This is a genomic window from Streptomyces sp. NPDC086835, from assembly GCF_044745705.1.
Lineage (GTDB): Bacteria > Actinomycetota > Actinomycetes > Streptomycetales > Streptomycetaceae > Streptomyces.
Genome location: NZ_JBIVAU010000005.1, coordinates 157,370 through 182,289 on the forward strand (window position 1 = coordinate 157,370; position 24,920 = coordinate 182,289).

Here is a 24,920-nt window from a genome sequence, read left to right on the forward strand (position 1 = left end):
GTACGTTCAGATCATGCCCCAGCCCGCTGATCCCTCCCGCCGCACCGGCCGCACCGGCGCCCAGGCCGACGCTCCGGAGAGCGCCGCAGGCTCCCGCGCCGCCGCGCAACGTCTGAAGATGCGCCGTGAACTGGCGGCGGCGGCCATGGAGTTGTTCGCGACCAAGGGCTACGAGGCGACGACCGTCGACGAGATCGCCGCCACGGCGGGTGTGGCACGGCGGACCTTCTTCCGGCACTTCCGCTCCAAGGAAGAGGCGATCTTCCCGGACCACGACGACACGCTGGTGCGGGCGGAGGCGGTGCTGAACGCCGCGCCGCCCCACGAGCATCCGCTGGACACGGTCTGCCGCGGCATCAAAGAGGTCATGCGGATGTACGCGGCCTCCCCCGCGGTCTCCGTGGAGCGCTATCGCCTGACCCGCGAGGTGCCGACGCTGCGGGAGCGCGAGATCGCGTCGGTGGCCCGCTACGAGCGCCTGTTCACGCGCTATCTCCTGGGCCATTTCGACGAGCGTGACCACCACGACGGCAATGACGACCCGCTGCTGGCGGAGGTGGCCGCCTCCGCGGTCGTCACCGCGCACAACCACGTGCTGCGCCGCTGGCTGCGGGCCGGTGGCCAGGGCGACGTGGAGGCCCAGCTCGACCACGCGTTCGCGATCGTCCGCGACACGTTCGGTTCGGGCATAGGGGCCGGCCGCAAGAGCGGCACGGTCATGGGCGAGACCACGCCGGCGGCCGAGGAGCCGGCGGCCACGGCCCGCACGCAGGGCGAGGTGCTGGTGGCCGTGGCCCGCACGGACGCGCCGCTGAGCGAGGTCATGCGGACGATCGAGCAGGCACTCAAGAGCGGCTGACCAGTCGCACAGATTCACCCGTCCGGCGGTACCCGCCGTCGCGAGAGTCACCTCACGACTCCTAACTCCACCGGCACGCATACACACACAACGTCACGGCCGCCCCGTCCCCGGGGCGGCCGTTCGCGCTGTTCAGGGCCCCATTCGATCGATCATCGCTCATATGTGTCCGGCGGATTGCATCTGAGAGAAATTCTTGGCACGCAGTGTCTTGTCACCTGGCACGGGGTGCCATACGTTGATGTTGTCCGGGCGGCCGGCGTGCAGAGACCATTCGTACGCCGGCTGTCCCCGCAACCATCGCGCTGCGCGCCCGGACGCCTGCGTCACAGGCACCTTCAGCGCCCACCAGCGCCGCCACTGAGCACCACCCGCCGAACCGACGGCACACCTCCACAGCAGCAGCACCACCCGACGTACCCCTCAGCGTCCCCCTCAGACGCTCTTCGCCGGAGGCAACACCGTGAAGGAAATCCTGGACGCGATCCAGTCGACGGAGTCCACGTCCGCCGACTTCGCCGCTCTGACCATCCCCGAGTCCTACCGCGCGGTCACCGTGCACAAGGACGAGGTCGACATGTTCGAGGGCCTCACCACGCGGGAGAAGGACCCCCGCAAGTCCCTCCATGTCGAGGACGTGCCGGTGCCGGAGCTCGGCCCCGGCGAGGCCCTGGTTGCGGTCATGGCCTCCTCGGTCAACTACAACTCCGTGTGGACCTCGATCTTCGAGCCGGTGTCCACCTTCAGCTTCCTGGAGCGCTACGGACGCCTGTCCGAGCTCACCAAGCGCCACGACCTGCCGTACCACGTCATCGGGTCCGACCTCGCGGGCGTCGTCCTGCGCACCGGCCCCGGCGTGAACGCCTGGAACCCCGGGGACGAGGTCGTCGCGCACTGCCTCTCCGTCGAGCTGGAGTCCTCCGACGGCCACAACGACACGATGCTCGACCCCGAGCAGCGCATCTGGGGCTTCGAGACCAACTTCGGCGGCCTGGCCGAGATCGCGCTCGTCAAGTCCAACCAGCTGATGCCCAAGCCCAAGCACCTCAGCTGGGAGGAGGCCGCTTCCCCGGGCCTGGTCAACTCCACCGCGTACCGCCAGCTCGTCTCCCGCAACGGCGCCGGCATGAAGCAGGGCGACAACGTCCTCATCTGGGGCGCCAGCGGCGGACTCGGCTCCTACGCCACCCAGTTCGCACTGGCCGGCGGCGCCAACCCGATCTGTGTCGTCTCCAGCGACCAGAAGGCGGACATCTGCCGGAAAATGGGCGCCGAGGCGATCATCGACCGCAACGCCGAGGGCTACAAGTTCTGGAAGGACGAGCAGACCCAGGACCCGAAGGAGTGGAAGCGCTTCGGCAAGCGCATCCGCGAACTCACCGGCGGCGAGGACATCGACATCGTCTTCGAGCACCCCGGCCGCGAGACCTTCGGCGCGAGCGTCTACGTCACCCGCAAGGGCGGCACCATCACCACCTGCGCCTCGACCTCGGGCTACATGCACGAGTACGACAACCGCTACCTGTGGATGTCGCTGAAGCGGATCATCGGCTCGCACTTCGCGAACTACCGCGAGGCGTGGGAGGCCAACCGCCTCATCGCCAAGGGCAAGATCCACCCGACGCTCTCGAAGGTCTACTCCCTCGAGGACACCGGCCAGGCCGCGTACGACGTGCACCGCAACCTCCACCAGGGCAAGGTCGGCGTCCTCGCCCTCGCCCCGCAGGAAGGCCTCGGCGTCCGCGACCCCGAGATGCGCGAGAAGCACCTCGACGCCATCAACCGCTTCAGGAATGTCTGAGGTCTGCAGATGACAGAGCGCCAGAAGGACCGGCCCTGGCTCATGCGGACGTACGCCGGTCACTCGACCGCAGAGGCGTCCAACGAGCTGTACCGGCGCAACCTCGCCAAGGGCCAGACGGGTCTGTCGGTGGCCTTCGACCTGCCGACCCAGACCGGTTACGACCCCGACCACGTCCTCGCCCGCGGCGAGGTCGGCCGGGTCGGGGTGCCGGTCTCCCATCTGGGCGACATGCGCCGGCTGTTCCAGGACATCCCCCTGGAGCAGATGAACACCTCGATGACCATCAACGCCACGGCCATGTGGCTGCTGGCGCTGTACCAGGTGGTCGCCGAGGAGCAGGGTGCGGACATCACCAGGCTCCAGGGCACGACCCAGAACGACATCGTCAAGGAGTACCTGTCGCGCGGGACGCACGTCTTCCCGCCCGGTCCTTCGCTGCGCCTGACCACCGACATGATCACGTACACGGTGGCCAACATCCCCAAGTGGAACCCGATCAACATCTGCAGCTACCACCTGCAGGAGGCCGGGGCCACACCGGTGCAGGAGATCGCGTACGCGATGTCCACCGCGATCGCCGTGCTCGACGCGGTGCGCGACTCCGGCCAGGTGCCGGCGGAAAAGTTCGGTGACGTGGTCGCCCGTATCTCGTTCTTCGTGAACGCGGGCGTCCGCTTCATCGAGGAGATGTGCAAGATGCGCGCGTTCGGGCGCATCTGGGACAAGGTCACCCGCGAGCGCTACGGCATCGAGAACGAGAAGCAGCGCCGCTTCCGCTACGGCGTCCAGGTCAACTCCCTCGGGCTGACCGAGGCGCAGCCGGAGAACAACGTCCAGCGCATCGTGCTCGAGATGCTGGCCGTCACGCTCTCCAAGGACGCCCGGGCGCGCGCCGTGCAGCTGCCCGCGTGGAACGAGGCGCTGGGTCTGCCCCGGCCCTGGGACCAGCAGTGGTCGCTGCGCATCCAGCAGGTGCTGGCGCACGAGTCGGACCTGCTGGAGTACGAGGACATCTTCGACGGGTCGCACGTCATCGAGGCCAAGGTCGAGTCGCTCGTCGCCGAGTGCCTGGCGGAGATCGACCGGATCCAGGAGATGGGCGGCGCGATGGCGGCCGTCGAGTCCGGCTACCTCAAGTCCCAGCTGGTCTCCTCGCACGCCGAGCGGCGGGCACGGATCGAGGCGGGCGACGAGAAGATCGTCGGCGTCAACATCTACGAGACCACCGAGGAGAACCCGCTCACCGCGGACCTCGACACGGCGATCATGACGGTCGACCCGGCGAACGAGGCCCGGGTCGTGGCGAAGCTGCACGAGTGGCGCGCGGACCGCGACGAGTCCCGTGCGGCAGAGGCCCTCGCGGCGCTGAAGAAGGCCGCGGCGGGCACCGAGAACCTGATGGCGGCCACCGTCGAGTGTGCGCGTGCGGGCGTCACCACCGGCGAGTGGGCCTGGGCGCTGCGTGACGTCTTCGGCGAGTTCCGTGCGCCGACGGGCGTCAGCAGCGCCCCGGTGGCCGTCACCGCGGAGGCGGGCACCCCGCTCGCCGCCGTGCGCGAGAAGGTGGCGCGTACCGCGGACGAGCTGGGCTCCGGCCGGCTGCGGCTGCTGGTCGGCAAGCCGGGCCTGGACGGGCACTCCAACGGCGCCGAGCAGATCGCCGTACGGGCCCGCGACGCCGGGTTCGAGGTGGTCTACCAGGGCATCCGGCTCACGCCTGAGCAGATCGTCTCCGCCGCCCTCGCGGAGGACGTGCACTGCGTCGGCCTCTCCATCCTGTCCGGCTCGCACGCCGAGCTGGTGCCGGACGTACTCGCACGGTTGCGCGAGGCGGGCGCCGCGGACATTCCGGTGATCGTCGGCGGGATCATCCCGAACGCCGACGGCGCCGCCCTGAAGGAGGCGGGCGTGGCCGCCGTCTTCACCCCGAAGGACTTCGGTATCACGGAGATCATCGGCCGTATCGTCGACGAGATCCGTAAAGCGAACAAGCTCGACCCTCTGGAGGTCCCCGCATGAGCACCCCTGTGCACCCGGTCAACCGTCTTCGTCCGCGCCGTTCCTGCCTGGCGGTGCCCGGCTCGAATCCGCGGTTCCTGGAGAAGGCCCAGGGTCTGCCCGCCGACCAGGTCTTCCTGGACCTGGAGGACGCCTGCGCGCCGCTCGCCAAGCCGGACGCGCGCCACACCATCGTGAAGTTCCTCAACGAGGGCGACTGGACCGGCAAGACGCGGGTCGTGCGGGTCAACGACTGGACCACGCACTGGACCTACCGTGACGTCGTCACGGTCGTCGAGGGCGCCGGCCAGAACCTCGACTGCATCATGCTGCCGAAGGTGCAGGACGCCCAGCAGATCGTGGCGCTGGACCTGCTGCTCACCCAGATCGAGAAGACGATGGGCTTCGAGGTCGGCAAGATCGGCATCGAGGCGCAGATCGAGAACGCGCAGGGCCTCAACAACGTCAACGCGATCGCCCAGGCGTCGCCGCGCGTGGAGACGATCATCTTCGGCCCGGCCGACTTCATGGCCTCCATCAACATGAAGTCCCTGGTCGTCGGCGAGCAGCCCCCCGGTTACGACGCCGACGCGTACCACTACATCCTGATGAAGATCCTGATGGCGGCCCGCGCCAACAACCTCCAGGCGATCGACGGCCCCTACCTGCAGATCCGCAACATCGACGGCTACCGTGCGGTCGCGCAGCGCGCCGCCGCGCTCGGCTTCGACGGCAAGTGGGTGCTCCACCCGGGGCAGGTCGAGGCGTCCAACGAGATCTTCTCGCCGTCGCAGGAGGACTACGACCACGCGGAGCTGATCCTCGACGCGTACGACTACTACACGTCGGAGGCGGGCGGCAAGAAGGGCTCGGCGATGCTCGGCGACGAGATGATCGACGAGGCCAGCCGCAAGATGGCCCTCGTCGTCTCCGGCAAGGGGCGCGCGGCCGGCATGCAGCGCACCAGCAAGTTCGAGATCCCGGAGGCCTGACCGCCATGCAGTTCGGACGCACCTACGAGGAGTTCGAGGTCGGGGCCGTCTACAAGCACTGGCCCGGGAAGACGGTCACCGAGTACGACGACCACCTCTTCTGCCTCCTGACGATGAACCACCACCCCCTCCACATGGACGTCAACTATGCGGAGAACACGACGGACTTCGGCAAGAACGTCGTGGTGGGCAACTACATCTACTCGCTGCTGCTCGGCATGTCCGTACCGGACGTCTCCGGCAAGGCCATCGCCAACCTGGAGATCGAGTCGCTGCGGCACGTGGCGCCGACCTTCCACGGCGACACCATCTACGGCGAGACCACCGTCCTCGACAAGACGCCCTCCAAGTCGAAGAACGACCGCGGGATCGTCTACGTGGAGACCAAGGGTTACAAGCAGGACGGCACCCTCGTCTGCGTCTTCCGGCGCAAGGTGATGGTCCCGACGGAGACGTACATCAAGGCGCGCGGCGGCGAGCAGCCCGGCCGGCCCGAGCTGAAGTCACAGGAGAAGTAGTCATGGCGCGACTCGCCCAGACCCACGGTCTGACCGATGTTCAGCAGGAGATCCTCGCCACCGTGCGGGACTTTGTCGACAAGGAGATCATCCCTGTCGCGACCGGGCTGGAGCACAAGGACGAGTACCCGACGCAGATCGTCGAGGGCCTGAAGGAACTCGGTCTGTTCGGCCTGATGATCCCGGAGGAGTACGGCGGCCTGGGCGAGTCCCTTCTCACGTACGCGTTGTGCGTGGAGGAGATCGCCCGTGGCTGGATGTCCGTCTCCGGCATCATCAACACGCACTTCATCGTGGCGTACATGCTCAAGCAGCACGGCACACAGGAGCAGAAGGACACCTTCCTGCCGCGCATGGCGCTGGGCGAGGTGCGGGGCGCGTTCTCGATGTCCGAGCCGGGCCTCGGCTCCGACGTGTCGGCCATCACGTCCAAGGGTGTGAGGGACGGCGACGAGTACGTCCTCAACGGCCAGAAGATGTGGCTGACGAACGGTGGCACGTCCACTCTGGTCGCCGTCCTGTGCCGGAGTGACGAAGGACACCCCGAGGGCACCGCCCCGCACAAGTCGATGACGACCTTCCTGGTCGAGAAGGAGCCCGGCTTCGGAGAGGTCCGACCCGGCCTCACCATCCCCGGGAAGATCGACAAGATGGGTTACAAGGGCGTCGACACGACCGAACTCATCATGGACGGACTACGCATTCCGGCCAATCGGGTGCTCGGCGGCACCACCGGCCGAGGGTTTTACCAAATGATGGACGGCGTCGAGGTCGGGCGCGTGAACGTGGCGGCGCGTGGCTGCGGCGTCGCGCAGCGTGCCTTTGAGCTGGGCGTCTCCTACGCCCAGCAGCGCCACACCTTCGGCAAGCAGATCGCCCAGCACCAGGCGATCCAGTTCAAGCTGGCCGAGATGGCTACCAAGGTCGAGGCCGCGCATGCGATGATGGTCAACGCAGCTCGCAAAAAGGACTCCGGGGAACGAAACGACCTGGAGGCAGGGATGGCGAAGTACCTCGCCTCCGAATACTGCAAGGAAGTCGTCGAGGACGCCTTCCGTATCCACGGCGGCTACGGCTTCTCCAAGGAGTACGAGATCGAGCGCCTCTACCGTGAGGCCCCGATGCTGCTGATCGGTGAGGGTACCGCCGAGATCCAGAAAATGATCATTGGTCGTCGGCTGCTCGAGGAGTACCGATTCCAGGGTTGATTGTCGCTTTTGAGTCGGTTACGGCCGGAAGATGATCACACCCTGTCATCGTCTTCCGGCCGCCGACTCGGCTTCTGCCTTTCCCAGTTGCGGGTCGTAACCGATACGATCGCGGGAAAGCCGCCGTCCCCCGTTGCCAGCGCGGCATCATCCGCTACGAAGGTCATCCATGCCCCACAGCCAAACCTCTGCACCTCGCGACAGCCTCCTTGGCGTACGTATCGCTCGCGGAGCATCGCCGTGGCTTCTGCCGACCGTCGCCACCGCTGCACTCAGCCTGGCCCGTTCGCGCCGCTCCCGGCGTGCCGCGGCCATCGCCGTGCCCACCACCGCGCTCGCGGCGGGCATGCTGTGGTTCTTCCGCGACCCCGAGCGCGAGATCGCACACGGCCGGGTCATCTCGCCCGCCGACGGTGTGGTGCAGAGCATCATGCCGTGGAAGGACGGACGTACCCGCGTCGCGATCTTCATGAGCCCGCTCAATGTCCACGTCAACCGCGCGCCCCTCTCGGGCACGGTGACGTCGGTCGAGCACATCCCGGGCGGTTTCGTCCCCGCGTTCAACAAGGAGAGCGAGAACAACGAGCGCGTTGTCTGGCACTTCGACACCGAGCTCGGTGACATCGAGATGGTGCAGATCGCCGGCGCGGTCGCGCGGCGGATCGTCCCGTACATCCCGCAGGGCACCAAGGTCGAGCAGGGCGACCGCATCGGTCTGATCCGCTTCGGATCGCGCGTTGACATCTACCTTCCGGAAGGTGTCGACGTCGCTGTCGAGGTCGGTCAGACCACGACTGCGGGGGTGACTCGAATTGACCGTGATTGATCCCGACGCACAGGCCACGAACTGGGTCGCCGAGGACGAGGACGACGACGCGGAGGAAATGCCGCTGTCTCTCCGGCTGTCGATAGCGGACACCCTCACGCTCGGTAACGCGACGTGCGGATTCATGGCGGTGTACTTCACCACCACCGGCATCCTCATCCCGCACCTCTCGGGTGACGAGTCGGGCATGGCCCGCAACAGCGCGGCAACGGCCGTGATACTGATGCTGTGCGCGGCCGTCTTCGACCTGTTCGACGGCCTCGTCGCCCGCAAGCTGCGGTCGTCACCGATGGGTGCGGAGCTGGACAATCTCTCCGATCTGATCAGCTTCGGTCTGGCGCCCGCGTACTTCGTGCTCGTGTACGGCATGGTCGCGAGTGACGCGCATGAGCGGGTCGCGGCGGTGGGCGCGATCGTTGTGCTGTTGGCGGTGGTGCTGCGGCTTGCCCGCTTCTCGTGCGTCACCGTGAAGGACGGCACGTTCCAGGGCATGCCCTCACCCTTCGGCGCGCTCACGGTCGTCTCGATCGTGCTGCTCGAGCTGCCGTTCGAGGCGACACTGCTGGCCGTCGTCGGTACCGCGTGGCTGATGGTGAGCCGGGTCGAGTACCCGAAGCCGCGGGGCATCCTCGCGGTGGCGGTGCTCTGCTGGATCGTGGCGGCCATGGGCATGCTGGCGGCGTGGGCGTTCGACGCGCCGGGCGGCCAGGTGCTGCTGCAGATGGGCTGCGCGCTGCAGATCGTGATGGCGGCGACGATCCCGCTGTTCGCGACGGCGCGCCGGGTGAACACGTTCCGTGACAACCGGCGCGAGAGCCGCGAGGCGCGGGCGGCGCAGCTCCCGTAGCTCGGCTTGTACGGTGCCCGAGGGCCCGGACCGAATCACGATTCGGTCCGGGCCCTCGGGTCTTCTACGGCACCTCGATGCCCTACCGGTCCGTTCGGATCCGCTCGTACACCGTCACCCGCCGCCCGCGGACCTGCTCGTCCGCCACCACTGTGAAGCACTTCTCCAGGACGGCGATCTTCTCCTTGTCCCGTGCCGCCGACGCCGGACGGGCCACCTCAGGCGTATCGGTGATCAGCATGATCCGCCGCTGCGCCAGCATCGCCGTCCGTATGTGCTCCGGACTCGCCTCCTCACCCTTCAGCGTCCCGGACGCCACAGGACTCTCCGCCAGCGCGATGTCCCGCAGACCGGCGAACGCGGCGGGGGAAACCAGCGCGGTGTCGCGCCGGGCCGCCGGGACGAAGACAACCGCGTCACCGTCCTTCTTGAGCTGTCGCACGTCCGCCGCCACGGCCAGGACATCGTCCACGCGGCTGGCCGGGGACCGTTTGGCCAGCGATTGCGGCCACAGGCCGATCACGGCCACGGCGACCACGGCCGGCACCAGCCATCGTGACGATCGAGGGAACCGCGGCTTGATCACCCGTGTCACCGCACCCAGTGCCGCTCCGATCAGCAGGGCCAGACCCAGCATGCTGAACAGGACGTAGCGGTCCAGGAAGAGTGGCTTGGCCAAGGAGAGGCCGATCAGGCCGATCTGCGGCACGGCCAGCAATGGCAGAGCGACGGCTGCCAGCGACGGTCGGCCTGCCCGTGGCCGGTCCAGAAGGGCCCCGAGAGCGCCGATGGCCAGCACGATCGCCGGGCCGATCAGCATGTGCCAGGTCAGCGGCGGGATCCAGGACACCTGCCGGGACTGGGTCAGGGTGAAGAGGATCATCGGCAGGGCACCTGCCACGGCGGCCGTGGAGGCCGCCGCCCAGCGGATCCATGTCACGCGCTCGGTTCTCGTCCAGGCCAGGGTCGCCAGGTGCGCGGGCAGTATCAGCAGCGACAGCCAGTTGAGCAGCGCGCACAGCAGGACCGTGCCGCCGTAAGCCGCCCAGTGCGCTTTCCTGTCGCGTCCCTGCAACGCGGTGACCAGCAGCAGCGTGGAGATGCCGGCTCCTGCCGCGACCAGTGCGTACGGGCGTCCCTCCTGGAGGTAGAACTGCACAGCGGGAAGCAGCCCGAACGCCAGCCCTCCTCCCAGTCCCGCCCAGCCACCGGCCAGCCGTTGGCCGATGACCGTCACACACGCCGCCGCCACCGCCATGGCCAGCACGGAGGGCAGGCGCAGTGTCGTGATGCCGGGCCTGAGACAAGTGCGGCCCGGACGACCGCCCCGGCGACGGACGCTGATCCCATGCCCTGTGGGGCGGATGCCGCATCCGCCCCCCAGGGCATCCGCGCCCCCCGGACATCGACCCAACGGCGCTTGAAGGCCTTTGTGTCCTCCTTCGGTGCGCTCACGATCGTCTCGATCGTGTCGAGGCCCGGATGCTTTCCGCATCCGGGCCTCACCCGTTGCACCCGTCGCGCCCTCACCCGTTGCACGCGGGCGCCGGTACGTCACACGGGGCGTCCCGGTCGAGCAGGCCGAGCCGCTGCGCGTGCAGCACGGCGCTGAGGCGGTCCGGGGCGTCCAGCTTCCGGTACACGCTCTGCAGATGTTTGTGCACGGTCCGCACCGACACGTGCAGCCGACGGCCTATGGTCTGCGCGGGCAGGCCCTCGGCGAGCAGCCCCAGGACCGCGGTCTCGCGCGGGGTGAGGCCGAGGTCGGACGACCGCGCGCCGGACGGGCATGCCGCACCGCGGTCCGAGCGCTCCGCGCCCGGCGCCGCGTAACCGGTCAGCAGTTCGTGCTGGGCCGCGGCCGCGCGCAGCAGCGGCTGAACGGCAGCCGCGTACCGCAGGGCCCGCTCGTCGAAGTCGGGGCCGGCGCGGTGGATCAGGAAGCCCCGCACCGGGTGGCTCCGGCCCGGCAGGGGCAGGCCCAGCATGTGATCGGTCCCGAGGCACTGGCGGAGGACGCTCGCGGTCTCGCTGTTCCGCCACCGGGCGCCGGTGAGCTGGGCCGCCGTGCGGGGTGCTCGGTCCTGCCCGGTGCCGTAGTGCCCGGCGAAGGGGTAGCCCTCCCGGATCAGGCGTGCGGCCCGGCGCGAGGGCACGTCCGCCGCGCCGCCCCCACCCCTTCGCCACGCCCGCACGGGCCCGTCGTCCGCGGCCCACTCGGAGTCCTTGGCGACAACCACCTCACCGCCGAGCGCGCGCATCAGTTCCTCCGCCACAGCACGCCACAGATGATCCGGGTCCCTGGTCTCCAGGAGACTCACGGCGAGCTCCAGCATGCGTGCGTAGTCGTTTCCTGTGGGGTCGGACATCCCTCTGCCTTTCGCGTCCCCCTGCCTGAGCAGAGAGCGCCACGCAGCGTTCAAGCGTGGCGTACGGAGCAGCTTGCCGTAGCGGAGCAGACCGTGGCCAGCCGCTGTCCGGCCGTCAATACGCACTTGTCCCCATGGCGAGGGCGATCCGGCTCGGCGATAGTTCTGGCGGGGCCGGCGCGCCGGCGGTCCGCCACGGGGGTTCGGACCGAAGGCGGCAGGCCTCGCCCCGCGACCGGAGGTGTGCGGTTCGCCGCCTTCGGCGTCGTCGGGTACGGCGTCGACCGGGGGGACACGATCGTTCCCACCGGCGAGAACTCCCCGTCGCGGTGGCCGACGCCGTCGCTACGGGACGCCCTCGCCCCTCGCCCCCTGAGCCGGGGGACGAGGGGCGAGGGGCGAGCGGCGAGCGCCGATGTGGCGGTTACGTCGCTGACGGACGGTAGGACTTCGCCGCCTCCGACGCCGTCCCCGGCCGGACCACCTTCAGGCCGCCCGGCACGGACTTGTCCGGCTTCATGATGAAGCTCTCACGGGTGGACGGCGCCGCCGGGTCCGAGAGGTCGTGGGTGATGCCGAAGTCGCTCTTGTACGCGTTGAGCGTCAGCAGCGCCTTGTCGACGCCCTCCCTCGTCAGGTCCTTGTCGGCGCACGCCTTCTTCAGCGCCTCGCCGAAGACCGTCGCCGCCGTGTAGCCGGCGACCACACCGTTGTCGAGGCCGTCCTTCGGGTACTCGGCCGCGTACTCCTTGGCCAGCTTCGACGGGCCCGGCTCCGGCGCGCCGATCGGGAGCGTGGAGGAGGCGATGTAGAAGTCCTTGGTGAGCGCCGGACCCGCCGGCGTCGCCAGCAGCTGCGGCGCGAACGCGGAGTTGTTGCCGACGATCGGGACGTTGAAGCCGCCCGCCGCCGCCACACCGGCCAGGGACGCGGCCTGCCGCGGACCCGCGCTGAGCAGGATCGCCTTGACGCCCGCCTTCTTCAGGGCCGCGACCTGCGCCGACATGTCGTTGTCCGTCGGCTTGATCTTCTGCTCGACGACGGTGAGGCCCGCCTTCTCGGCCGCGTACTTGGAGCCGGCCAGCGCGTTCTCGCCGTAGTCGCCCTCGAAGAAGACGTGACCGATCTTGTCGCCCTTGGCGATGCGCTTCTCGGCGAGGAGGTAGTCGACGGCGTTGATCGTCTCGACGTCGTACGTGGCGCCGAGGACCCGGACGTACGGGCTGCCCAGCAGGTTCGCGGACCACGCCTGGGGCAGCACGAGCCCCTTGTCCTGGCCGTTGACGCGCTCCTTGACGGCAGCGACGAACGGTGAGCCGATGAACTGCGCGAAGCCGAGCACCTTCGGCTCCAGCTCGGTGTAGCCGGCGACGGCCTTCTGCGGGTCGTAGCCGTGGTCGCGGACCGTCAGCTCGATCTGCCGGTCGCAGATGCCGCCGGCCGCGTTGGTCTGCTTCGCCCACAGCTGCTGGGCCTGGGTGACGCTCTTGCCGAGTGAGGCGTAGACGCCCGTCATGTCGGTGAGCACCCCGAGTGTGATCGCCTTGTCGGTGACCCCCTTGTCGGTCTTGACTCCCCCGGCGCCGTTGGTGTCACCGTCGCCGCTGGTGGCCTTGCTGCTGCAACCGGCCGTCACCGTCAGCGCGAGGACGGCGAGGACCGCCGCGTACGTTCTTGACTTCATTTCTTCTCCCGAGGGGACGGAACGAGGCGGGTGAGTCCGCCGGGCAGGAACAGCACGACCGCGACGACAGCCGCGCCGTACAGATAGCGGGAGGCCTCCCCGGGGGACACGCCGCCGGTGCCCGGTGCGGAGACCAGGGGCAGGGCGTCGCTCCAGCGGGTGAGGACCTGAGGGAGCAGCGAGACGAAGATCGCGCCGACGACCGCTCCCGCGACCGTGCCGAGACCGCCGATGACGATCATGGCCAGGTACTCGAGGGAAAGGATCATGCCGAAGTACTCGGGCACGGTCCGCTGGAAGATCAGGGCCAGCAGGACGCCGGCGAGACCCGCGTACATCGAGGACAGGACGAAGACGGCGGCCCGGTAGCGGGCGACCGGTACGCCCATCACGCCGGCGGCGATGCGGTGGTCCCGCAGGGCGTTCATCGCCCTGCCGGGCCGGCCGCGGAGCACTCCGCGGGCGAAGAGCCCGCACACCAGGAGGGCGACGAGCGCGGCGTACCAGAGCTTCTCCATGGACTGGAACGGGACGGCGGCGACAAGGAGCTCACTGTCGTCGAACTCGAATCCGAAGATGGAGAGCGGAGGCACGGAGCGGCCGTTGAAGCCGCCGGTCAGATCACGGGCGTTGAACAGCACATGCTGGCCGACGAAGATCAGCGCGAGCGTGGCGATACCGAGGTACGCCCCGCGCAACCGGCCGGCGATGGGGCTGAACACCCCGCCCGCCAGACCCGCGAGGAGTACCGCGAGCACGGCCGCCAGCCACGTCGGCAGGCCGAGACCGGCCAGCTCGTGGCCGCTCTCCACGTCGTTGCCGCCGGCCAGGACGCAGTAGCCGTACGCGCCGATGGCCAGGAAGAAGGCGTGCCCCATGGAGAGCTGACCGGTCGCGCCGGTGAGCAGGTTGATGCCGATGGCGCCGATCGCGGCGGCCATGGCGAAGAGGCCTGCCTGGAGCCAGAAGCGGTCGAGATAGAAGGGCAGCGCGAGGAGCAGGAGCGACAGGGCGCACCAGAGGTACGCGCGGGGGCGCCGCCATGGCGGCCCCTGCCGCACGCCGGACACCCGGCCGGGCCGGGCAGCCTCGGACACGGCCTTCGCGGGCTCCGCACCGCCGGGCGGTACGGGTGCGGCGTCGGCGGGCTTCACCGGCGCGGCGGCCTCGCCGGCAGGGGCGGGGACGGACGGCTTCGCGGTCTCGCCCGAGGGAGCGGGTACGGACGGCTTCGCGGTCCCGACGTGCTCTGCGCGCTCCGCGGAGCCGGGGCGGTCGGTGTCAGACACGGGCGAGCTCCTTCGTGCCGAAGAGTCCGGCGGGCCGCGCCAACAGCACGAGCAGCATCACCAGATACGGGGCGAGATCCCCGATCCCCCCGCCCAGGAACGTCAGTTCGCTCTGGTAGCCCGTCGCGAACGACTCCGTGACCCCGACGATCAGACCGCCCGCCAGCGCACCCGTGGTCGAGTCCAGCCCGCCGAGGATCGCGGCGGGGAACGCCTTGAGGGCGGCGAGTGAGGTGGCCCGTTCCAGGCCGGGCGTCGGGAAGACGGTCAGGAACAGCGCCGCGACCGCGGCGAGCGCGCCGGCGACCGCCCAGGCCGACATCGAGACCCGTCCTAGACGTACGCCCATCAGCGCGGCCGTCTGCGGGTTCTCGGCCGCGGCCCGCATCGCCACACCCCACGAGGTGTAGCGGAAGGCGAGCAGGAACGCCGTGATGAGCAGCGCGGCGGCGACGAACGCCGCGATCCGGGTCTGCGCGATCGTGATCTCGCCGAGGTTCACCACCCGGTCGCCCCAGGGGTCGCCGAGCGCCATCACGTCCGTGCCGATCAGCCGGGTGAGCTCCGTCGTCAGGAGAATGTCCACACCGATCGTGACGATGGCGAGGACGCTGTGGTCCGAGCCCCGGTAACGGCGCATGACCAGGAAGTCGACGGCGGAGCCGACGACCGCGGCGCCCGCGATCCCGACGGCCAGCGCCGGCCAGAAGCCCAGGTCGTCGTGGAGGACCGCGGTGATGTAGCCGCCCGCGAGGAGCAGCGAGGCATGGGCGAAGTTGACCACCTCCGTCGCCTTGAAGATGACGACGAAGCCGAGGGCGATCAGCGCGTAGACGGAGCCGATGGACAGCCCGCCGAGGAGAAGTTCTGTGAACGTGGTCATGGCGTGGCCTCCGTACCGAGGTACGCCTGCACTACCGCCGGATCACCCTGTACCTGGGCGGGCGTGCCGCCCGCGATACGGCGTCCGAAGTCGAGCACGGTCACGGCGTCCGCGAGCCGCATCACCACCCCCATGTCATGTTCCACGAGCACGATCGATATGCCGAGGCTGTCGCGTACGCCCGCGACGACCGCGGCGGTCTGCCGCCGTTCGTCGGCGGTCATGCCCGCGACGGGCTCGTCGAGGAGCAGGATCCGCGGCTCCATGCACAGGGCGCGGGCCAGTTCCACGAGCTTCTGCTTTCCGTAAGGGAGTTCACCGGCGGGCCGGTCGAGGTCGTCCGCGAGGCCGACGAACTCGGCGATCTCCGCGACACGTTCGCGGTGCCGGCGTTCCTCGCGGGCCGCCGACGGCAGCCGCAGTCCCGCCGCGACGAACCCGGTACGGGTCAGCCGGTGCCGGCCGAGCAGCAGGCTGTCGGCGACCGTGACGCGGGGCGGGAGGGCGATGTTCTGGAACGTCCGGGCCACGCCGAGAGCCGCGATGCGGTGCGGCGGGAGGCCGGTCAGCTCGTCCTCGCCGAAGCGGACGCTGCCCTCCGTCGCCCTGTACACACCCGACAGGACGTTGAACGTGGTGGACTTGCCGGCCCCGTTCGGCCCGATGACGGCGTGCACACTGCCCGGCTCGACGGTGAAGGAGACACCGTCCAGGGCGGTGAGGCCGGCGAAGCGGACCGTCACCTCCTCGACGACGAGCGGTGCGATCGCCGTGGTCGTCGTCGCGCTCATGCGGACCACCTCCGCAGCGTGGGCGCCGCGTGCTGCGCCTGCACGGCGTCCTGCGCGGCGTCCTCGTCGACGACCCCGAGATAACGACGCCGGACCTCGTCCGAGGCCGCAAGCTCGTCGGCCGGTCCCTCGAGCGCGACCTCGCCGACGTCCAGGACATAGGCCCGGGAAGCCAGTCGCAGGGCGATCGCCGCGTTCTGCTCGACGAGCATCACGGGCGTGCCGGCGGCATTGATCTCCTTGATCGTCTCGGCGATCCGCGCCGCCATGAGCGGGGCGAGGCCCAGCGAGGGCTCGTCGAGGAGCAGCAGCCGGGGACGGGCCATCAGCGCCCGCCCCATCGCGAGCATCTGCTGTTCACCGCCGGACAGGAGACCGGCCTTCTGCTGGGCGCGGTCGGCCAGCACGGGGAACAGCTCGTGCACGCGGGCGAGAGCGGCTGCGGCCTCCCGGCGCCCGCGCACTCCGAGCGTGCCGGCCCGCAGATTGTCCGCCACGGTCATCCGTGCGAAGACCTGGCGGCCCTCCGGCACCTGGACGACTCCGGCCGCCACGACCCGGGCGGCACTGAGGCCGTCCAGCGGGCGGCCCTCGAAACTGATGCTTCCGGCGGTGACATGCCCACGCTGGAACGGCAGTGTGCGGGACACCGCTCGCAGCAGGGTGGACTTGCCGGCGCCGTTGCCGCCGAGCACGGCGACGACGGCACCCTCGGGCACCTCGACGGAGACGTCCCGCAACGCCCGCACGGGCCCGTACCCCACGGACAGCGCCCGCACCTCCAACGCGGCGGCCATACGCAACCCCTTGTCCGGCTCGCCAACGGTCGGCTCGCCTCTCGGGGGCCAACACCAGCACCGGGCGGCGTGCGGGGTCCACGGCTGACACGGGACTCGCTGCGCCTGACCAGCGGCGGGACACCCACGTTGTGCACCGGCACAGCCGACACGCCGTGCCTGAGGGGGCTTCCCGCTCTGCGGGGTGTTCGCCGCACCCGGGGGCGTGGTGCGGCCCGGCACGGGGATGGTACGGCCCGGCACGGGGATGGTGCGGCCCGGCACGGGGTGTGCAGCCACGGGGTGGTGCGGCCGGGCACGGGTGGTGCGCCCTGCGGGCGGGGTCCGGCACGGGGCGGCGCCGTGGCCTCCGGGGCGGGCCTGGTCCTGGTGCGTGTCGCCCCTGCGGGGCGTGGCCTGGGCCGGGTGGTGGTGCGGGTGTCGGGGCCTCCGGAGGGGGGTGTCCGGAATGGCTATCCTCACCGCGCTTCGCGCGAGTTGCGACGCTTTACTTCCGGACACCCCCCTCCTCCGACCCCGCCCCCCTCCCGCCGGACAGGCCTGTTCCGGCCCGTGGTCCCACAGGGGCGTGCCTCGGCTAGCTCGTCCGTCAGGCCGGTGGTCGCTCCATGCGGGGCGGAGGACCGCCCCTGGAGCGGTGGCCGCTCGGGCCGGACCGCGAACGGGCCCCTCGGCCCGGGCCGGACCGCGAACGGGCCCCTCGGCTTGGGCCGGTGCCCCGTACCGGGCCGAGCGCGGGCCCCTCAGCCCAAGCCGGTGTCCGTACCGGGCCGAGGGCGGGCCCCTCGGCTCGGGCCGGTGTCCGTACCGGGCTGCTGGGGCCTTTCGCGGCGCGAAGCTGCCGCTTCGGGGGTGCGGGGGCGTCAGCCCCCGTGGGGTCCGGGGCTTGCCCCGGTTTCGGGAAGGGGCGGGGTGGGGAAAGGCTCCGCGCAGCGGGACGCGGCGCGGCCGACGGTCAGGTCAGGAAGTCGCGCGCGATCGACTCCGCCACACGTTCCAGGAGGGGCCCCGCCTGCGCCATGGACTTCGCCGGGTCCGGTTCGAGCGCCGACAAGGCGTACGCGCGGCGGATGCCCGCGTGGCCCAGGGCCTCCGGGGGGAGGGCCAGGCGGCCGCAGACCGCGACGACCTCGATGCCGCGGGCACGGGCCGCCGCCGCGACGCCCGCCGGGGCCTTGCCGTGGAGGGTCTGCTCGTCGAGGGAGCCCTCGCCGGTGATGACGAGGGTCGCCCTCGCCAGCGCCGGGGCGAAGCCGAGGACGTCGAGCATGACCTCGATGCCGGGCCGGAAGCTCGCGCCGAGCGCGACGAGCGCGCCGTAACCGATGCCGCCGGCCGCGCCCGCGCCGGGCGAGTCCGCGTGTTCGGGGCCGAGGACGGCCGCGTAGTGCGCGAGGGCCTCGTCGAGGAGGGCGACGTCGTCCGGCGTGGCGCCCTTCTGGGGCCCGTAGACGGCGGGCGCGCCCTTCGGGCCCGTCAGCGGGTTGTCGACGTCGCTGGCGAGGATCAGTTCGACGTCCTTGAGGCGGGCGTCGAGCCCGGACAGGTCGGCCGTCGCCAGTTCGCGCAGGCCTCCCCCGCCGGGTGGCACCGGCGCTCCGGAGGCGTCGAGGAAGCGAGCGCCGAGCGCGGCGAGCATTCCGGCGCCGCCGTCGGTGGTGGCGCTGCCGCCGACGCCGAAGACGATCGTGCGCGCGCCCGCGTCGAGCGCGGCGCGCAGGAGTTCCCCGGAGCCGTACGTCGTGGCGGTCAGTGGCGCGAAGACGCCGGGCGGCAGGTGCTGGAGGCCGGAGGCCTCGGCCATCTCGACGACCGCGGTGCCGTCCCGGAGGGCGTACGCCGCGGTCAGTGACTCGCCGCGCGGCCCGGTGACCTGCACCTCGCGGCGTTCGAAGCCGGCGGCGACCGCCGCCGCGACCGTGCCGTCGCCGCCGTCGGCGACGGGCAGGGCCTCGACCTCCAGCCCGGGCAGGACCCGCCGCAGGCCGGCCGTCACCCGCTCCGCGACCTGTACGGCCGTGAGCGAGCCCTTGAACTTGTCAGCCGCGACGAGCACCCGCGCGGGCTGAGTAACTGCTCCGTCCGTCACCTTGCATCCCTTGCTATCGAACAGGCAGTCGCGCCGCCCCGACCTTATCGGGAGCACCGGAGGGCATGCCAGTCCCACATCGTCCGGCTCCGTGCGCCGTATGTCCTACGCTGCGTGCCGTGACGACCTCCGACTACGCCGCGTACATCGCTTCCCTGCCCCGCGTCCTCGCCGGTGCCGCCATGCTGCTGCGGAACGACGAGGGCCTCGTGCTGCTCGTGGAGCCCAATTACCGCAAGGGCTGGGCGCTCCCGGGCGGCACCATCGAGTCCGATCTGGGCGAGACTCCGCGCCAGGCCGCCCGGCGGGAGACGGCGGAGGAGATCGGGCTCGAGGTCGAGCCGGGGGCGCTGCTCGCCATCGACTGGGTGCCGGGCGAGGGCCGGCCGCCGATCACCGCGTACGTGTACGACGGCGGTGTGCTCACCGAGGAACGCCTCAAGACGATCCGGCTCCAGGAGGAGGAGCTGCTCTCCTGGCGGCTGGTGGCCAGGGAGGACCTTCCCCGGTATCTGCTCGGTTCGCTCGGGCACCGGGTTCTGGCCGCTCTCGACGCGCTGGAGGCCGGGACCGGGACGGTCGAGCTGGAGAACGGGCTGCCGCCCGTGTCCTCACCGGTCGCCCCCTAGCTCACGCCTGGGGATCCGGCGGCCGGACGTCGCGCTTGCCCTGGGGCTCGTCGCGTGCGGCCACCCGCGCCTCCGTGCGGTGGCCTCGCTCGATGTAGTCGCGCACGACCAGCTCGACGGCGTCCTGCGGGCTGCCCACGCCCGCCAGCACCATGACCTCGACGACGAGTTCGGCATCCAGAGTGATCGTGACCTTCGCCATGGGCGGGACGGTAGCACCGGCGCGCAAACGGTTCGCCACCGGTGGCGCCGTCTGCGTACATTCGGTCATATGACAGCCCTCGCGGTCCGGGCGCGGCACCGGCAGGCGCAGCTGTGAGGGGACGCCGGCACTCCATGGAGCAGAGCAATGGCAGAAGCGACCTCGCGCCATGACCGGCCCCTTGTCGCCATCCTCAGTGGCGCCGGCATCTCCACCGATTCCGGAATCCCTGACTATCGCGGCCCCAACGGGTTGTGGCGGCGGGATCCGGAGGCGCAGAAGCTCGTCACGTACGAGTACTACATGGCTGATCCGGAGATCCGTCGGCGGTCGTGGCAGATGCGGCGCAAGAACCGGACGCTGAAGGCCGAGCCGAACGCGGCGCACCGGGCGGTCGTCGACCTCGAGCGGTCCGGGGTACCGGTGCGGGTGATCACGCAGAACGTGGACGGACTGCACCAGCTCGCCGGGCTGCCCGCCCGCAAGGTCCTCGAACTGCACGGCAGCGCACGGAGTTTCGTGTGCACCAAGTGCCATGCGCGCGGACGGATGGAGGACGCCCTCGCCCGCGTGGAGGCCGGTGAGGACGACCCGCCGTGCCTGGAGTGCGGCGGGATCCTGAAGTCGGCGACCGTGATGTTCGGCCAGCGTCTCGACCCGGTCGTGCTGGGTGAGGCCGTCGCGGTCACCAAGGCCTGCCAGGTCTTCGTCGCCGTCGGCACCAGCCTCCAGGTCCAGCCTGCCGCGGGCCTCGCCGGCGTCGCGGCCGAGCACGGCGCCCGGCTGATCGTCGTGAACGCCGAGCCGACGCCTTACGACGAGCTGGCCGACGAGGTCGTACGGGAGCCCATCGGGACGGCGCTGCCCGCGTTGTTGGAGCGGCTCGCGGGCTGAAAGAGCGCGTCGTCGAAGCCGCCGCGCTCGAACGAGAGCAGCCGCTGTTTGCGGTCGAGGCCGCCGCCGTAGCCGACGAGGCTGCCGGACGAGCCGATGACGCGGTGGCAGGGCACGATGATGCCGATCGGGTTCTTGCCGTTGGCGAGACCGACCGCGCGGGAGGCTCCCCGGTTGCCGAGGTTCTCCGCGAGCTCGCCGTAGGTGCGGGTCTGCCCGTACGGGATCCGGCACAGCTGCTCCCACACGCTGCGCTGGAAGGGCGTGCCCGCGAAGTGCATCGGCAGGTCGAACTCGGTGAGTTCGCGGGCGAAGTAGGCGTCGAGCTGGCGGATCGTCTCGACGAACGGCCGCTCGTCCTCCTCGCCGAAGGTCTCCTCTGCGGGGCGGTGCCGCTGCTCGGTCATGTACAGCCCGCTGAGCACGCCGTCGGTGGCGACGAGGGTGAGCGGGCCGTACGGGCTGTCGACGACGGTGTGCTGCCGGGTCGTCATGTCTGTCGGGTCTCCTTACGCCGGAAGGTGGTTGATGGGGTGGTCGTCCGACGCCCACAGGTACTGGACCGCATAGGCCCGCCACGGCCGCCAGGCGGCCGCGCGTGCGGTGAGGGCGGCGGGCGTGGACGGCAGGCCGAGTGCGGCGGCGGCGCGGCGCATGCCGAGGTCGGTGGGCAGGAAGGCGTCGGGATCGCCGAGGGCGCGCATCGCGATGACCTCCACGGTCCAAGGTCCGAAGCCGGGCAGACCGGCGAGCTGGGCGCGCGCCTTGTCCCAGTCGCTGCCGGGGTCGAGCTTCAGCGTGCCGTCGGCCAGGGCGGCGACGAGCGTGGTCAGGGTCGTCCGGCGACTGCGGGGCAGCGCCAGGTCCTCCGGGTCGAGGGACGCCAGCGCCTCCGGCGCCGGGAAAAGGTGGGTCAGGCCGCCCTCCGGGTCCTCCACGGGCACGCCGTGCGCCCGGACGAGGCGCCCCGCATGGGTGCGCGCGGCGGCCGTGGAGACCTGCTGGCCGAGCACGGCCCGTACGGCGAACTCGGCCGCGTCGACCGTGCGCGGCACGCGCCGGCCGGGTGCCTTGCCGACCAGCGGCGCCAGCAGCGGATCGTCGCGCAACTGGTCGTCCACGGCGACCGGGTCGGCGTCCAGGTCGAGCATCCAGCGGCATCGGCTGATCGCGATGGTGAGATCGCGCGGGTCGGTCAGCGACAGCCGGCAGGCGATGTGGTCGGGCTGCGGGGTGAGGGAGACGATCCCGTGCCCGTACGGGAGCGAGAGAGTGCGCCGGTACGCGCCGTCCCGCCACTCCTCCACGCCGGGCACGCCGGTCGCCGCGAGATGCCCGAAGAGGTTGCCCGGCTCGAGCGGTGCGCGGTACGGGAGCCTGAGCGCGATCACGCCGGCTGTCGGCGCCGAGGGGGACACCCCCAGGGAAGAACGACCCCGGGCGGCCCTCGCCCGCAGCTCGCCCGGGGCGAGCGCGAAGACCTCACGGACGGTGTCGTTGAACGTGCGGATCGAGGAGAAGCCCGCGGCGAAGGCGACCTCCGCCATCGGCAGCGGCGTCGTCTCGATGAGCAGGCGTGCCGTCTGCGCGCGCTGCGCCCGGGCCAGGGCGAGCGGCCCCGCGCCGAGCTCGGCGAGCAGCTGGCGCTCGACCTGCCGGGTCGAGTAGCCGAGCCGGGCCGCCAGGCCGGGTACACCCTCACGGTCGACGACACCGTCCTGGACGAGCCGGACGGCCCGTGCGACGACGTCGGCGCGGGCGTTCCATTCGGGCGATCCGGGGCTGGTGTCGGGACGGCAGCGCTTGCACGCCCGGAATCCGGCCTGCTGGCAGGCGGCGGCGCTCGGGTAGAAGACCATGTTCTCGGCCTTCGGCGGCACCACCGGGCAACTGGGACGGCAGTAGATCCGGGTGGTCAGCACGGCGGTGAAGAACCATCCGTCGAACCGCGCGTCCTTGGAACGGACGGCGCGCACGCAACGCTCGGTGTCGGTGTGCATGCCTCAAGAATGGCGGGTGCCGGGGACGGGTGGCTGGCAGGAATCCGACATCAGCGTCCGGCTGCCTGGGACTCGGCGCGGCTCAGGCGGGAGATTCGAGGGCTGATTCGAAGGCCGCGTAGGCGCTGTCGTCGAACAGGACGAACCGCACCTCTTCGACCGGCGCCACGGCGGCCTCACGAACGGTGCGGACGGCGATCCGGGCGCCGTCGTCCATGGGCCACCCGTAGACGCCCGTGGAGATCGCCGGGAACGCCACGGTCCGCGCGCCCAGCTCCGCCGCGACGCGCAGCGACTCGCGGTAGCAGGACGCGAGCAGCGAGGAGCGGTCCTCGGAGGCGCTGTGGACCGGCCCGACGGTGTGGATGACGTGTTCCGCGTCGAGACGTCCGGCCGTGGTGGCGACGGCCTGCCCCGTCGGGAGCCCCTTGCCGTAGTGGGAGGCGCGCAGCGCCCGGCACTCGGCGAGGATCTCGGGGCCGCCCCTGCGGTGGATGGCGCCGTCGACTCCCCCGCCGCCGAGCAGCGAGGAGTTGGCGGCGTTGACGATCGCGTCGGCGTGCTGCTCGGTGATGTCACCGCGGACGAGGGTGACGGTCGGTGCGCTCTGCGTCATGGATCCCATCATCCTTCTCGGCGCCCGCACTTCACGATCCGGCGCGCGAGCCGCTCCCGCGGGCCGGCCGACTCGTCGACGACCGCGGCGAGGCGCGCGTCGTCGGGCACGACACGCGCCGTGAGCGGCTCGCCGGCGACCAGGCCCCTTTCCGCTCAGCGCTGCCGTAGCCGGCGCCACACCGCCTTCGCCGCGTGGTGGCCCGACATGCCGTGGACGCCGGGGCCGGGCGGGGTCGCCGAGGAGCAGATGAAGACGGCGGGGTGGGAGGTCGCGTAAGGGACGCGGGCCAGCTTGGGGCGGATGACGGTCTGGAGTCCGGAGAACGCGCCGCACGCGATGTCACCACCCACGTAGTTGGCGTTGCGCGCGGCGATCTCGGGAGGGCCGGCGACGGCGCGGGCCAGCACCAGGTCGCGGAATCCCGGCGCGAAGCGCTCCAGTTGGCGTTCGACGACCTCGGTCGCGTCGCCTTCCCAGCCGGCCGGGACATGGCCGTACGCCCACAGGACGTGCTTGCCTTCGGGCGCCCTGGTCGGGTCGATCACGCTCGGCTGGGCGGTGATGAGGAACGGGACCTCGGGGGCGCGGCCGGAGACCGCCGCGCTGAGGGCGCTCTCGATCTCGGCCGCCGTGGGGCCGATGTGCACGGTCCCCGCGGTCCTGGCCTCCTTGGCCTGCCACGGCATCGGCCCCGACAGCGCGTAGTCGATCTTGAAAGCGGAGGCGCCGTACCGGTAGCGCCAGTACGCCTGGCCCAGCCCGGCGATCCTGGCGAGCGCCGTCGGTGAGGTGTCGAAGACGTACGCCCGGGCCGGCGGCAGCTCGTCGAGCCGCCGGACCACGGAGCCCGTGTGGATCGTGCCGCCCTGGGAGCGCAGGTAGGAGGCGAGGGCGTCGGCGATGGCCTGCGAGCCGCCGCGCGGGACGGGCCAGCCGACCTCGTGGGCGGCCAGCGCGAACATCAGGGCGATGCCGCCGGTGGCGATGCCGCTGGTGGGGGCGATGGCGTGCGCGGCGAGCCCGGCGAGCAGGCCGCGGGCCTTCTCGCCGCGGAAGCGGCGGGCGAGCATGCTCGCGGGCCGGATCGCGTCCAGGCCGAAGCGTGCGTAGCGGTACGGGTCGGTGGGCAGCCCGTCCCAGGGGGTGCGCAGGAAGTCCGCGGCGATGCTGTCCCAGTGGCCGAGGTACGGGGCGAGGAGACGGCGGTACGCGCCGGCGTCCGCCGCGCCCAGAGACATGGCGCTCTCGCCGACCGAGCGGCTGAGCACGGCCGCCGTGCCGTCCGGGAACGGATGGGCGAGCGGCAGTTCGGGGTGCAGCCAGGTCAGGCCGTGCCGCTCGAGCGGCATCCGGCCGAAGGCGGGCGAGCCGATGCCGAGCGGGTGGACGGCGGAGCACGGGTCGTGACGGAAGCCGGGGAGGGTCAGTTCCTCCGTCCTGGCACCGCCACCGACGGTGTCCATGGCTTCGTGGACGGCGACCGAGAAGCCGCGGCGGGCCAGTTCGACCGCGGCGGTCAGCCCATTGGGGCCGGCTCCCACGACGACGGCATCGAGCATCGACGGCACCTTCGGACTCCTTCGTCAGCCGACGGCCAAGAGACCCAAGGATATTCCCGGGCA

Annotated in this window: 22 protein-coding genes and 1 pseudogene; 10 read left to right on the plus strand and 13 right to left on the minus strand. The window is 71.0% G+C overall.

Going from position 1 to position 24,920, the window contains the following annotated elements; translation table 11 throughout:
* The first annotated feature begins 13 nt into the window (after positions 1–13).
* The 8 genes from ACIPJI_RS18565 to pssA all read left to right on the plus strand — a co-directional run bounded on the left by ACIPJI_RS18565 (position 14) and on the right by pssA (position 9,052).
* Positions 14–859, plus strand: a complete 846-nt coding sequence (locus ACIPJI_RS18565) for a TetR family transcriptional regulator (protein WP_402247363.1) — start codon at positions 14–16, stop codon at positions 857–859.
* A 463-nt stretch (positions 860–1,322) separates the two neighbouring features.
* Positions 1,323–2,660, plus strand: a complete 1,338-nt coding sequence (ccrA, locus tag ACIPJI_RS18570; protein ID WP_307709263.1) for a crotonyl-CoA carboxylase/reductase — start codon at positions 1,323–1,325, stop codon at positions 2,658–2,660.
* Between the two features lie 9 nt (positions 2,661–2,669).
* A complete protein-coding gene (locus ACIPJI_RS18575) occupies positions 2,670–4,682 on the plus strand; it encodes a protein meaA (protein ID WP_307709262.1) in 2,013 nt (670 codons plus the stop codon).
* The gene (locus ACIPJI_RS18580; RefSeq protein ID WP_307709261.1) at positions 4,679–5,653 is read left to right on the plus strand and encodes a CoA ester lyase; all 975 of its coding nucleotides are present in this window, start codon (positions 4,679–4,681) and stop codon (positions 5,651–5,653) included. The genes ACIPJI_RS18575 and ACIPJI_RS18580 overlap by 4 nt, the downstream gene beginning before the upstream one ends.
* Positions 5,654–5,658: 5 nt before the next feature.
* A complete protein-coding gene (locus ACIPJI_RS18585; RefSeq protein ID WP_307709260.1) occupies positions 5,659–6,171 on the plus strand; it encodes a MaoC family dehydratase in 513 nt (170 codons plus the stop codon).
* A gap of 2 nt (positions 6,172–6,173) precedes the next feature.
* A complete protein-coding gene (locus ACIPJI_RS18590) occupies positions 6,174–7,379 on the plus strand; it encodes an acyl-CoA dehydrogenase family protein (protein ID WP_307709259.1) in 1,206 nt (401 codons plus the stop codon).
* A 169-nt stretch (positions 7,380–7,548) separates the two neighbouring features.
* Positions 7,549–8,205: a phosphatidylserine decarboxylase gene (locus tag ACIPJI_RS18595; protein WP_189464470.1), complete on the plus strand. Its 657-nt coding sequence runs from the start codon at positions 7,549–7,551 to the stop codon at positions 8,203–8,205.
* A complete protein-coding gene (gene pssA / locus ACIPJI_RS18600) occupies positions 8,192–9,052 on the plus strand; it encodes a CDP-diacylglycerol--serine O-phosphatidyltransferase (protein WP_356620104.1) in 861 nt (286 codons plus the stop codon). Before ACIPJI_RS18595 ends, pssA begins: the two co-directional genes overlap by 14 nt.
* An 82-nt stretch (positions 9,053–9,134) precedes the next feature.
* Here pssA and ACIPJI_RS18605 read toward each other — a convergent pair.
* From ACIPJI_RS18605 to ACIPJI_RS18640, 8 genes and pseudogenes are all read right to left on the minus strand, one after another.
* Positions 9,135–10,349: pseudogene (locus ACIPJI_RS18605) on the minus strand (hypothetical protein); the annotation flags it as partial.
* A gap of 229 nt (positions 10,350–10,578) precedes the next feature.
* Entirely contained in the window at positions 10,579–11,421 is an 843-nt protein-coding gene (locus ACIPJI_RS18610; RefSeq protein WP_402247367.1) for a response regulator transcription factor, read from the minus strand.
* Between the two features lie 424 nt (positions 11,422–11,845).
* Positions 11,846–13,105, minus strand: coding sequence for an ABC transporter substrate-binding protein (locus ACIPJI_RS18615; RefSeq protein ID WP_402247368.1), 1,260 nt, complete (start codon positions 13,103–13,105; stop codon positions 11,846–11,848).
* Complete coding sequence (locus ACIPJI_RS18620) at positions 13,102–14,166, minus strand: branched-chain amino acid ABC transporter permease (protein WP_307710541.1); 1,065 nt, start codon at positions 14,164–14,166, stop codon at positions 13,102–13,104. Before ACIPJI_RS18620 ends, ACIPJI_RS18615 begins: the two co-directional genes overlap by 4 nt.
* A 220-nt stretch (positions 14,167–14,386) precedes the next feature.
* Positions 14,387–15,277, minus strand: coding sequence for a branched-chain amino acid ABC transporter permease (locus tag ACIPJI_RS18625; RefSeq protein WP_005309543.1), 891 nt, complete (start codon positions 15,275–15,277; stop codon positions 14,387–14,389).
* Positions 15,274–16,068, minus strand: a complete 795-nt coding sequence (locus tag ACIPJI_RS18630) for an ABC transporter ATP-binding protein (protein WP_307709251.1) — start codon at positions 16,066–16,068, stop codon at positions 15,274–15,276. The genes ACIPJI_RS18625 and ACIPJI_RS18630 overlap by 4 nt, the downstream gene beginning before the upstream one ends.
* Complete coding sequence (locus ACIPJI_RS18635) at positions 16,065–16,865, minus strand: ABC transporter ATP-binding protein (protein WP_402247370.1); 801 nt, start codon at positions 16,863–16,865, stop codon at positions 16,065–16,067. The genes ACIPJI_RS18630 and ACIPJI_RS18635 overlap by 4 nt, the downstream gene beginning before the upstream one ends.
* A 955-nt stretch (positions 16,866–17,820) precedes the next feature.
* Complete coding sequence (locus ACIPJI_RS18640; protein WP_307709249.1) at positions 17,821–18,954, minus strand: glycerate kinase; 1,134 nt, start codon at positions 18,952–18,954, stop codon at positions 17,821–17,823.
* A 119-nt stretch (positions 18,955–19,073) separates the two neighbouring features.
* Between ACIPJI_RS18640 and ACIPJI_RS18645 the strand changes: the two genes are divergently transcribed.
* On the plus strand, positions 19,074–19,583 hold the full coding sequence (locus ACIPJI_RS18645; RefSeq protein ID WP_307709248.1) for an NUDIX hydrolase: 510 nt from the start codon (positions 19,074–19,076) through the stop codon (positions 19,581–19,583).
* A gap of 1 nt (position 19,584) precedes the next feature.
* On the opposite strand, the gene ACIPJI_RS18650 is transcribed toward ACIPJI_RS18645, so the two are convergent.
* The gene (locus tag ACIPJI_RS18650) at positions 19,585–19,785 is read right to left on the minus strand and encodes a type II toxin-antitoxin system VapB family antitoxin (RefSeq protein WP_307709247.1); all 201 of its coding nucleotides are present in this window, start codon (positions 19,783–19,785) and stop codon (positions 19,585–19,587) included.
* A gap of 147 nt (positions 19,786–19,932) precedes the next feature.
* Here ACIPJI_RS18650 and ACIPJI_RS18655 point away from each other — a divergent pair, with 147 nt between their 5' ends.
* Entirely contained in the window at positions 19,933–20,679 is a 747-nt protein-coding gene (locus ACIPJI_RS18655; protein WP_307709246.1) for a Sir2 family NAD-dependent protein deacetylase, read from the plus strand.
* On the opposite strand, the gene ACIPJI_RS18660 is transcribed toward ACIPJI_RS18655, so the two are convergent.
* From ACIPJI_RS18660 to ACIPJI_RS18675, 4 genes are all read right to left on the minus strand, one after another.
* Positions 20,598–21,173 (minus strand): methylated-DNA--[protein]-cysteine S-methyltransferase, encoded by a 576-nt coding sequence (locus ACIPJI_RS18660; RefSeq protein WP_307709245.1) that lies wholly within the window; start codon positions 21,171–21,173, stop codon positions 20,598–20,600. The genes ACIPJI_RS18655 and ACIPJI_RS18660 overlap by 82 nt on opposite strands.
* A 15-nt stretch (positions 21,174–21,188) precedes the next feature.
* Complete coding sequence (locus ACIPJI_RS18665; RefSeq protein ID WP_402247373.1) at positions 21,189–22,679, minus strand: AlkA N-terminal domain-containing protein; 1,491 nt, start codon at positions 22,677–22,679, stop codon at positions 21,189–21,191.
* Positions 22,680–22,761: 82 nt separating this feature from the next.
* Complete coding sequence (locus ACIPJI_RS18670) at positions 22,762–23,295, minus strand: O-acetyl-ADP-ribose deacetylase (RefSeq protein WP_402247375.1); 534 nt, start codon at positions 23,293–23,295, stop codon at positions 22,762–22,764.
* Between the two features lie 155 nt (positions 23,296–23,450).
* Complete coding sequence (locus ACIPJI_RS18675; protein WP_307709242.1) at positions 23,451–24,866, minus strand: NAD(P)/FAD-dependent oxidoreductase; 1,416 nt, start codon at positions 24,864–24,866, stop codon at positions 23,451–23,453.
* Between the last annotated feature and the right edge of the window lie 54 nt (positions 24,867–24,920).

Bases quoted from the DNA above. Each gene is read 5' to 3' on its own strand.
- ACIPJI_RS18660 (WP_307709245.1), bottom strand. From the start codon at position 21,173: ATGACGACCCGGCAGCACACCGTCGTCGACAGCCCGTACGGCCCGCTC.
- ACIPJI_RS18610 (WP_402247367.1), bottom strand. From the start codon at position 11,421: ATGTCCGACCCCACAGGAAACGACTACGCACGCATGCTGGAGCTCGCC.
- ACIPJI_RS18625 (WP_005309543.1), bottom strand. From the start codon at position 15,277: ATGACCACGTTCACAGAACTTCTCCTCGGCGGGCTGTCCATCGGCTCC.
- ACIPJI_RS18585 (WP_307709260.1), top strand. From the start codon at position 5,659: ATGCAGTTCGGACGCACCTACGAGGAGTTCGAGGTCGGGGCCGTCTAC.
- ACIPJI_RS18665 (WP_402247373.1), bottom strand. From the start codon at position 22,679: ATGCACACCGACACCGAGCGTTGCGTGCGCGCCGTCCGTTCCAAGGAC.
- ACIPJI_RS18650 (WP_307709247.1), bottom strand. From the start codon at position 19,785: ATGGCGAAGGTCACGATCACTCTGGATGCCGAACTCGTCGTCGAGGTC.
- ACIPJI_RS18575 (WP_307709262.1), top strand. From the start codon at position 2,670: ATGACAGAGCGCCAGAAGGACCGGCCCTGGCTCATGCGGACGTACGCC.
- ACIPJI_RS18630 (WP_307709251.1), bottom strand. From the start codon at position 16,068: ATGAGCGCGACGACGACCACGGCGATCGCACCGCTCGTCGTCGAGGAG.
- ACIPJI_RS18615 (WP_402247368.1), bottom strand. From the start codon at position 13,105: ATGAAGTCAAGAACGTACGCGGCGGTCCTCGCCGTCCTCGCGCTGACG.
- ACIPJI_RS18565 (WP_402247363.1), top strand. From the start codon at position 14: ATGCCCCAGCCCGCTGATCCCTCCCGCCGCACCGGCCGCACCGGCGCC.
- ACIPJI_RS18595 (WP_189464470.1), top strand. From the start codon at position 7,549: ATGCCCCACAGCCAAACCTCTGCACCTCGCGACAGCCTCCTTGGCGTA.
- ACIPJI_RS18635 (WP_402247370.1), bottom strand. From the start codon at position 16,865: ATGGCCGCCGCGTTGGAGGTGCGGGCGCTGTCCGTGGGGTACGGGCCC.
- ACIPJI_RS18670 (WP_402247375.1), bottom strand. From the start codon at position 23,295: ATGACGCAGAGCGCACCGACCGTCACCCTCGTCCGCGGTGACATCACC.
- ACIPJI_RS18580 (WP_307709261.1), top strand. From the start codon at position 4,679: ATGAGCACCCCTGTGCACCCGGTCAACCGTCTTCGTCCGCGCCGTTCC.
- ACIPJI_RS18655 (WP_307709246.1), top strand. From the start codon at position 19,933: ATGGCAGAAGCGACCTCGCGCCATGACCGGCCCCTTGTCGCCATCCTC.
- ACIPJI_RS18590 (WP_307709259.1), top strand. From the start codon at position 6,174: ATGGCGCGACTCGCCCAGACCCACGGTCTGACCGATGTTCAGCAGGAG.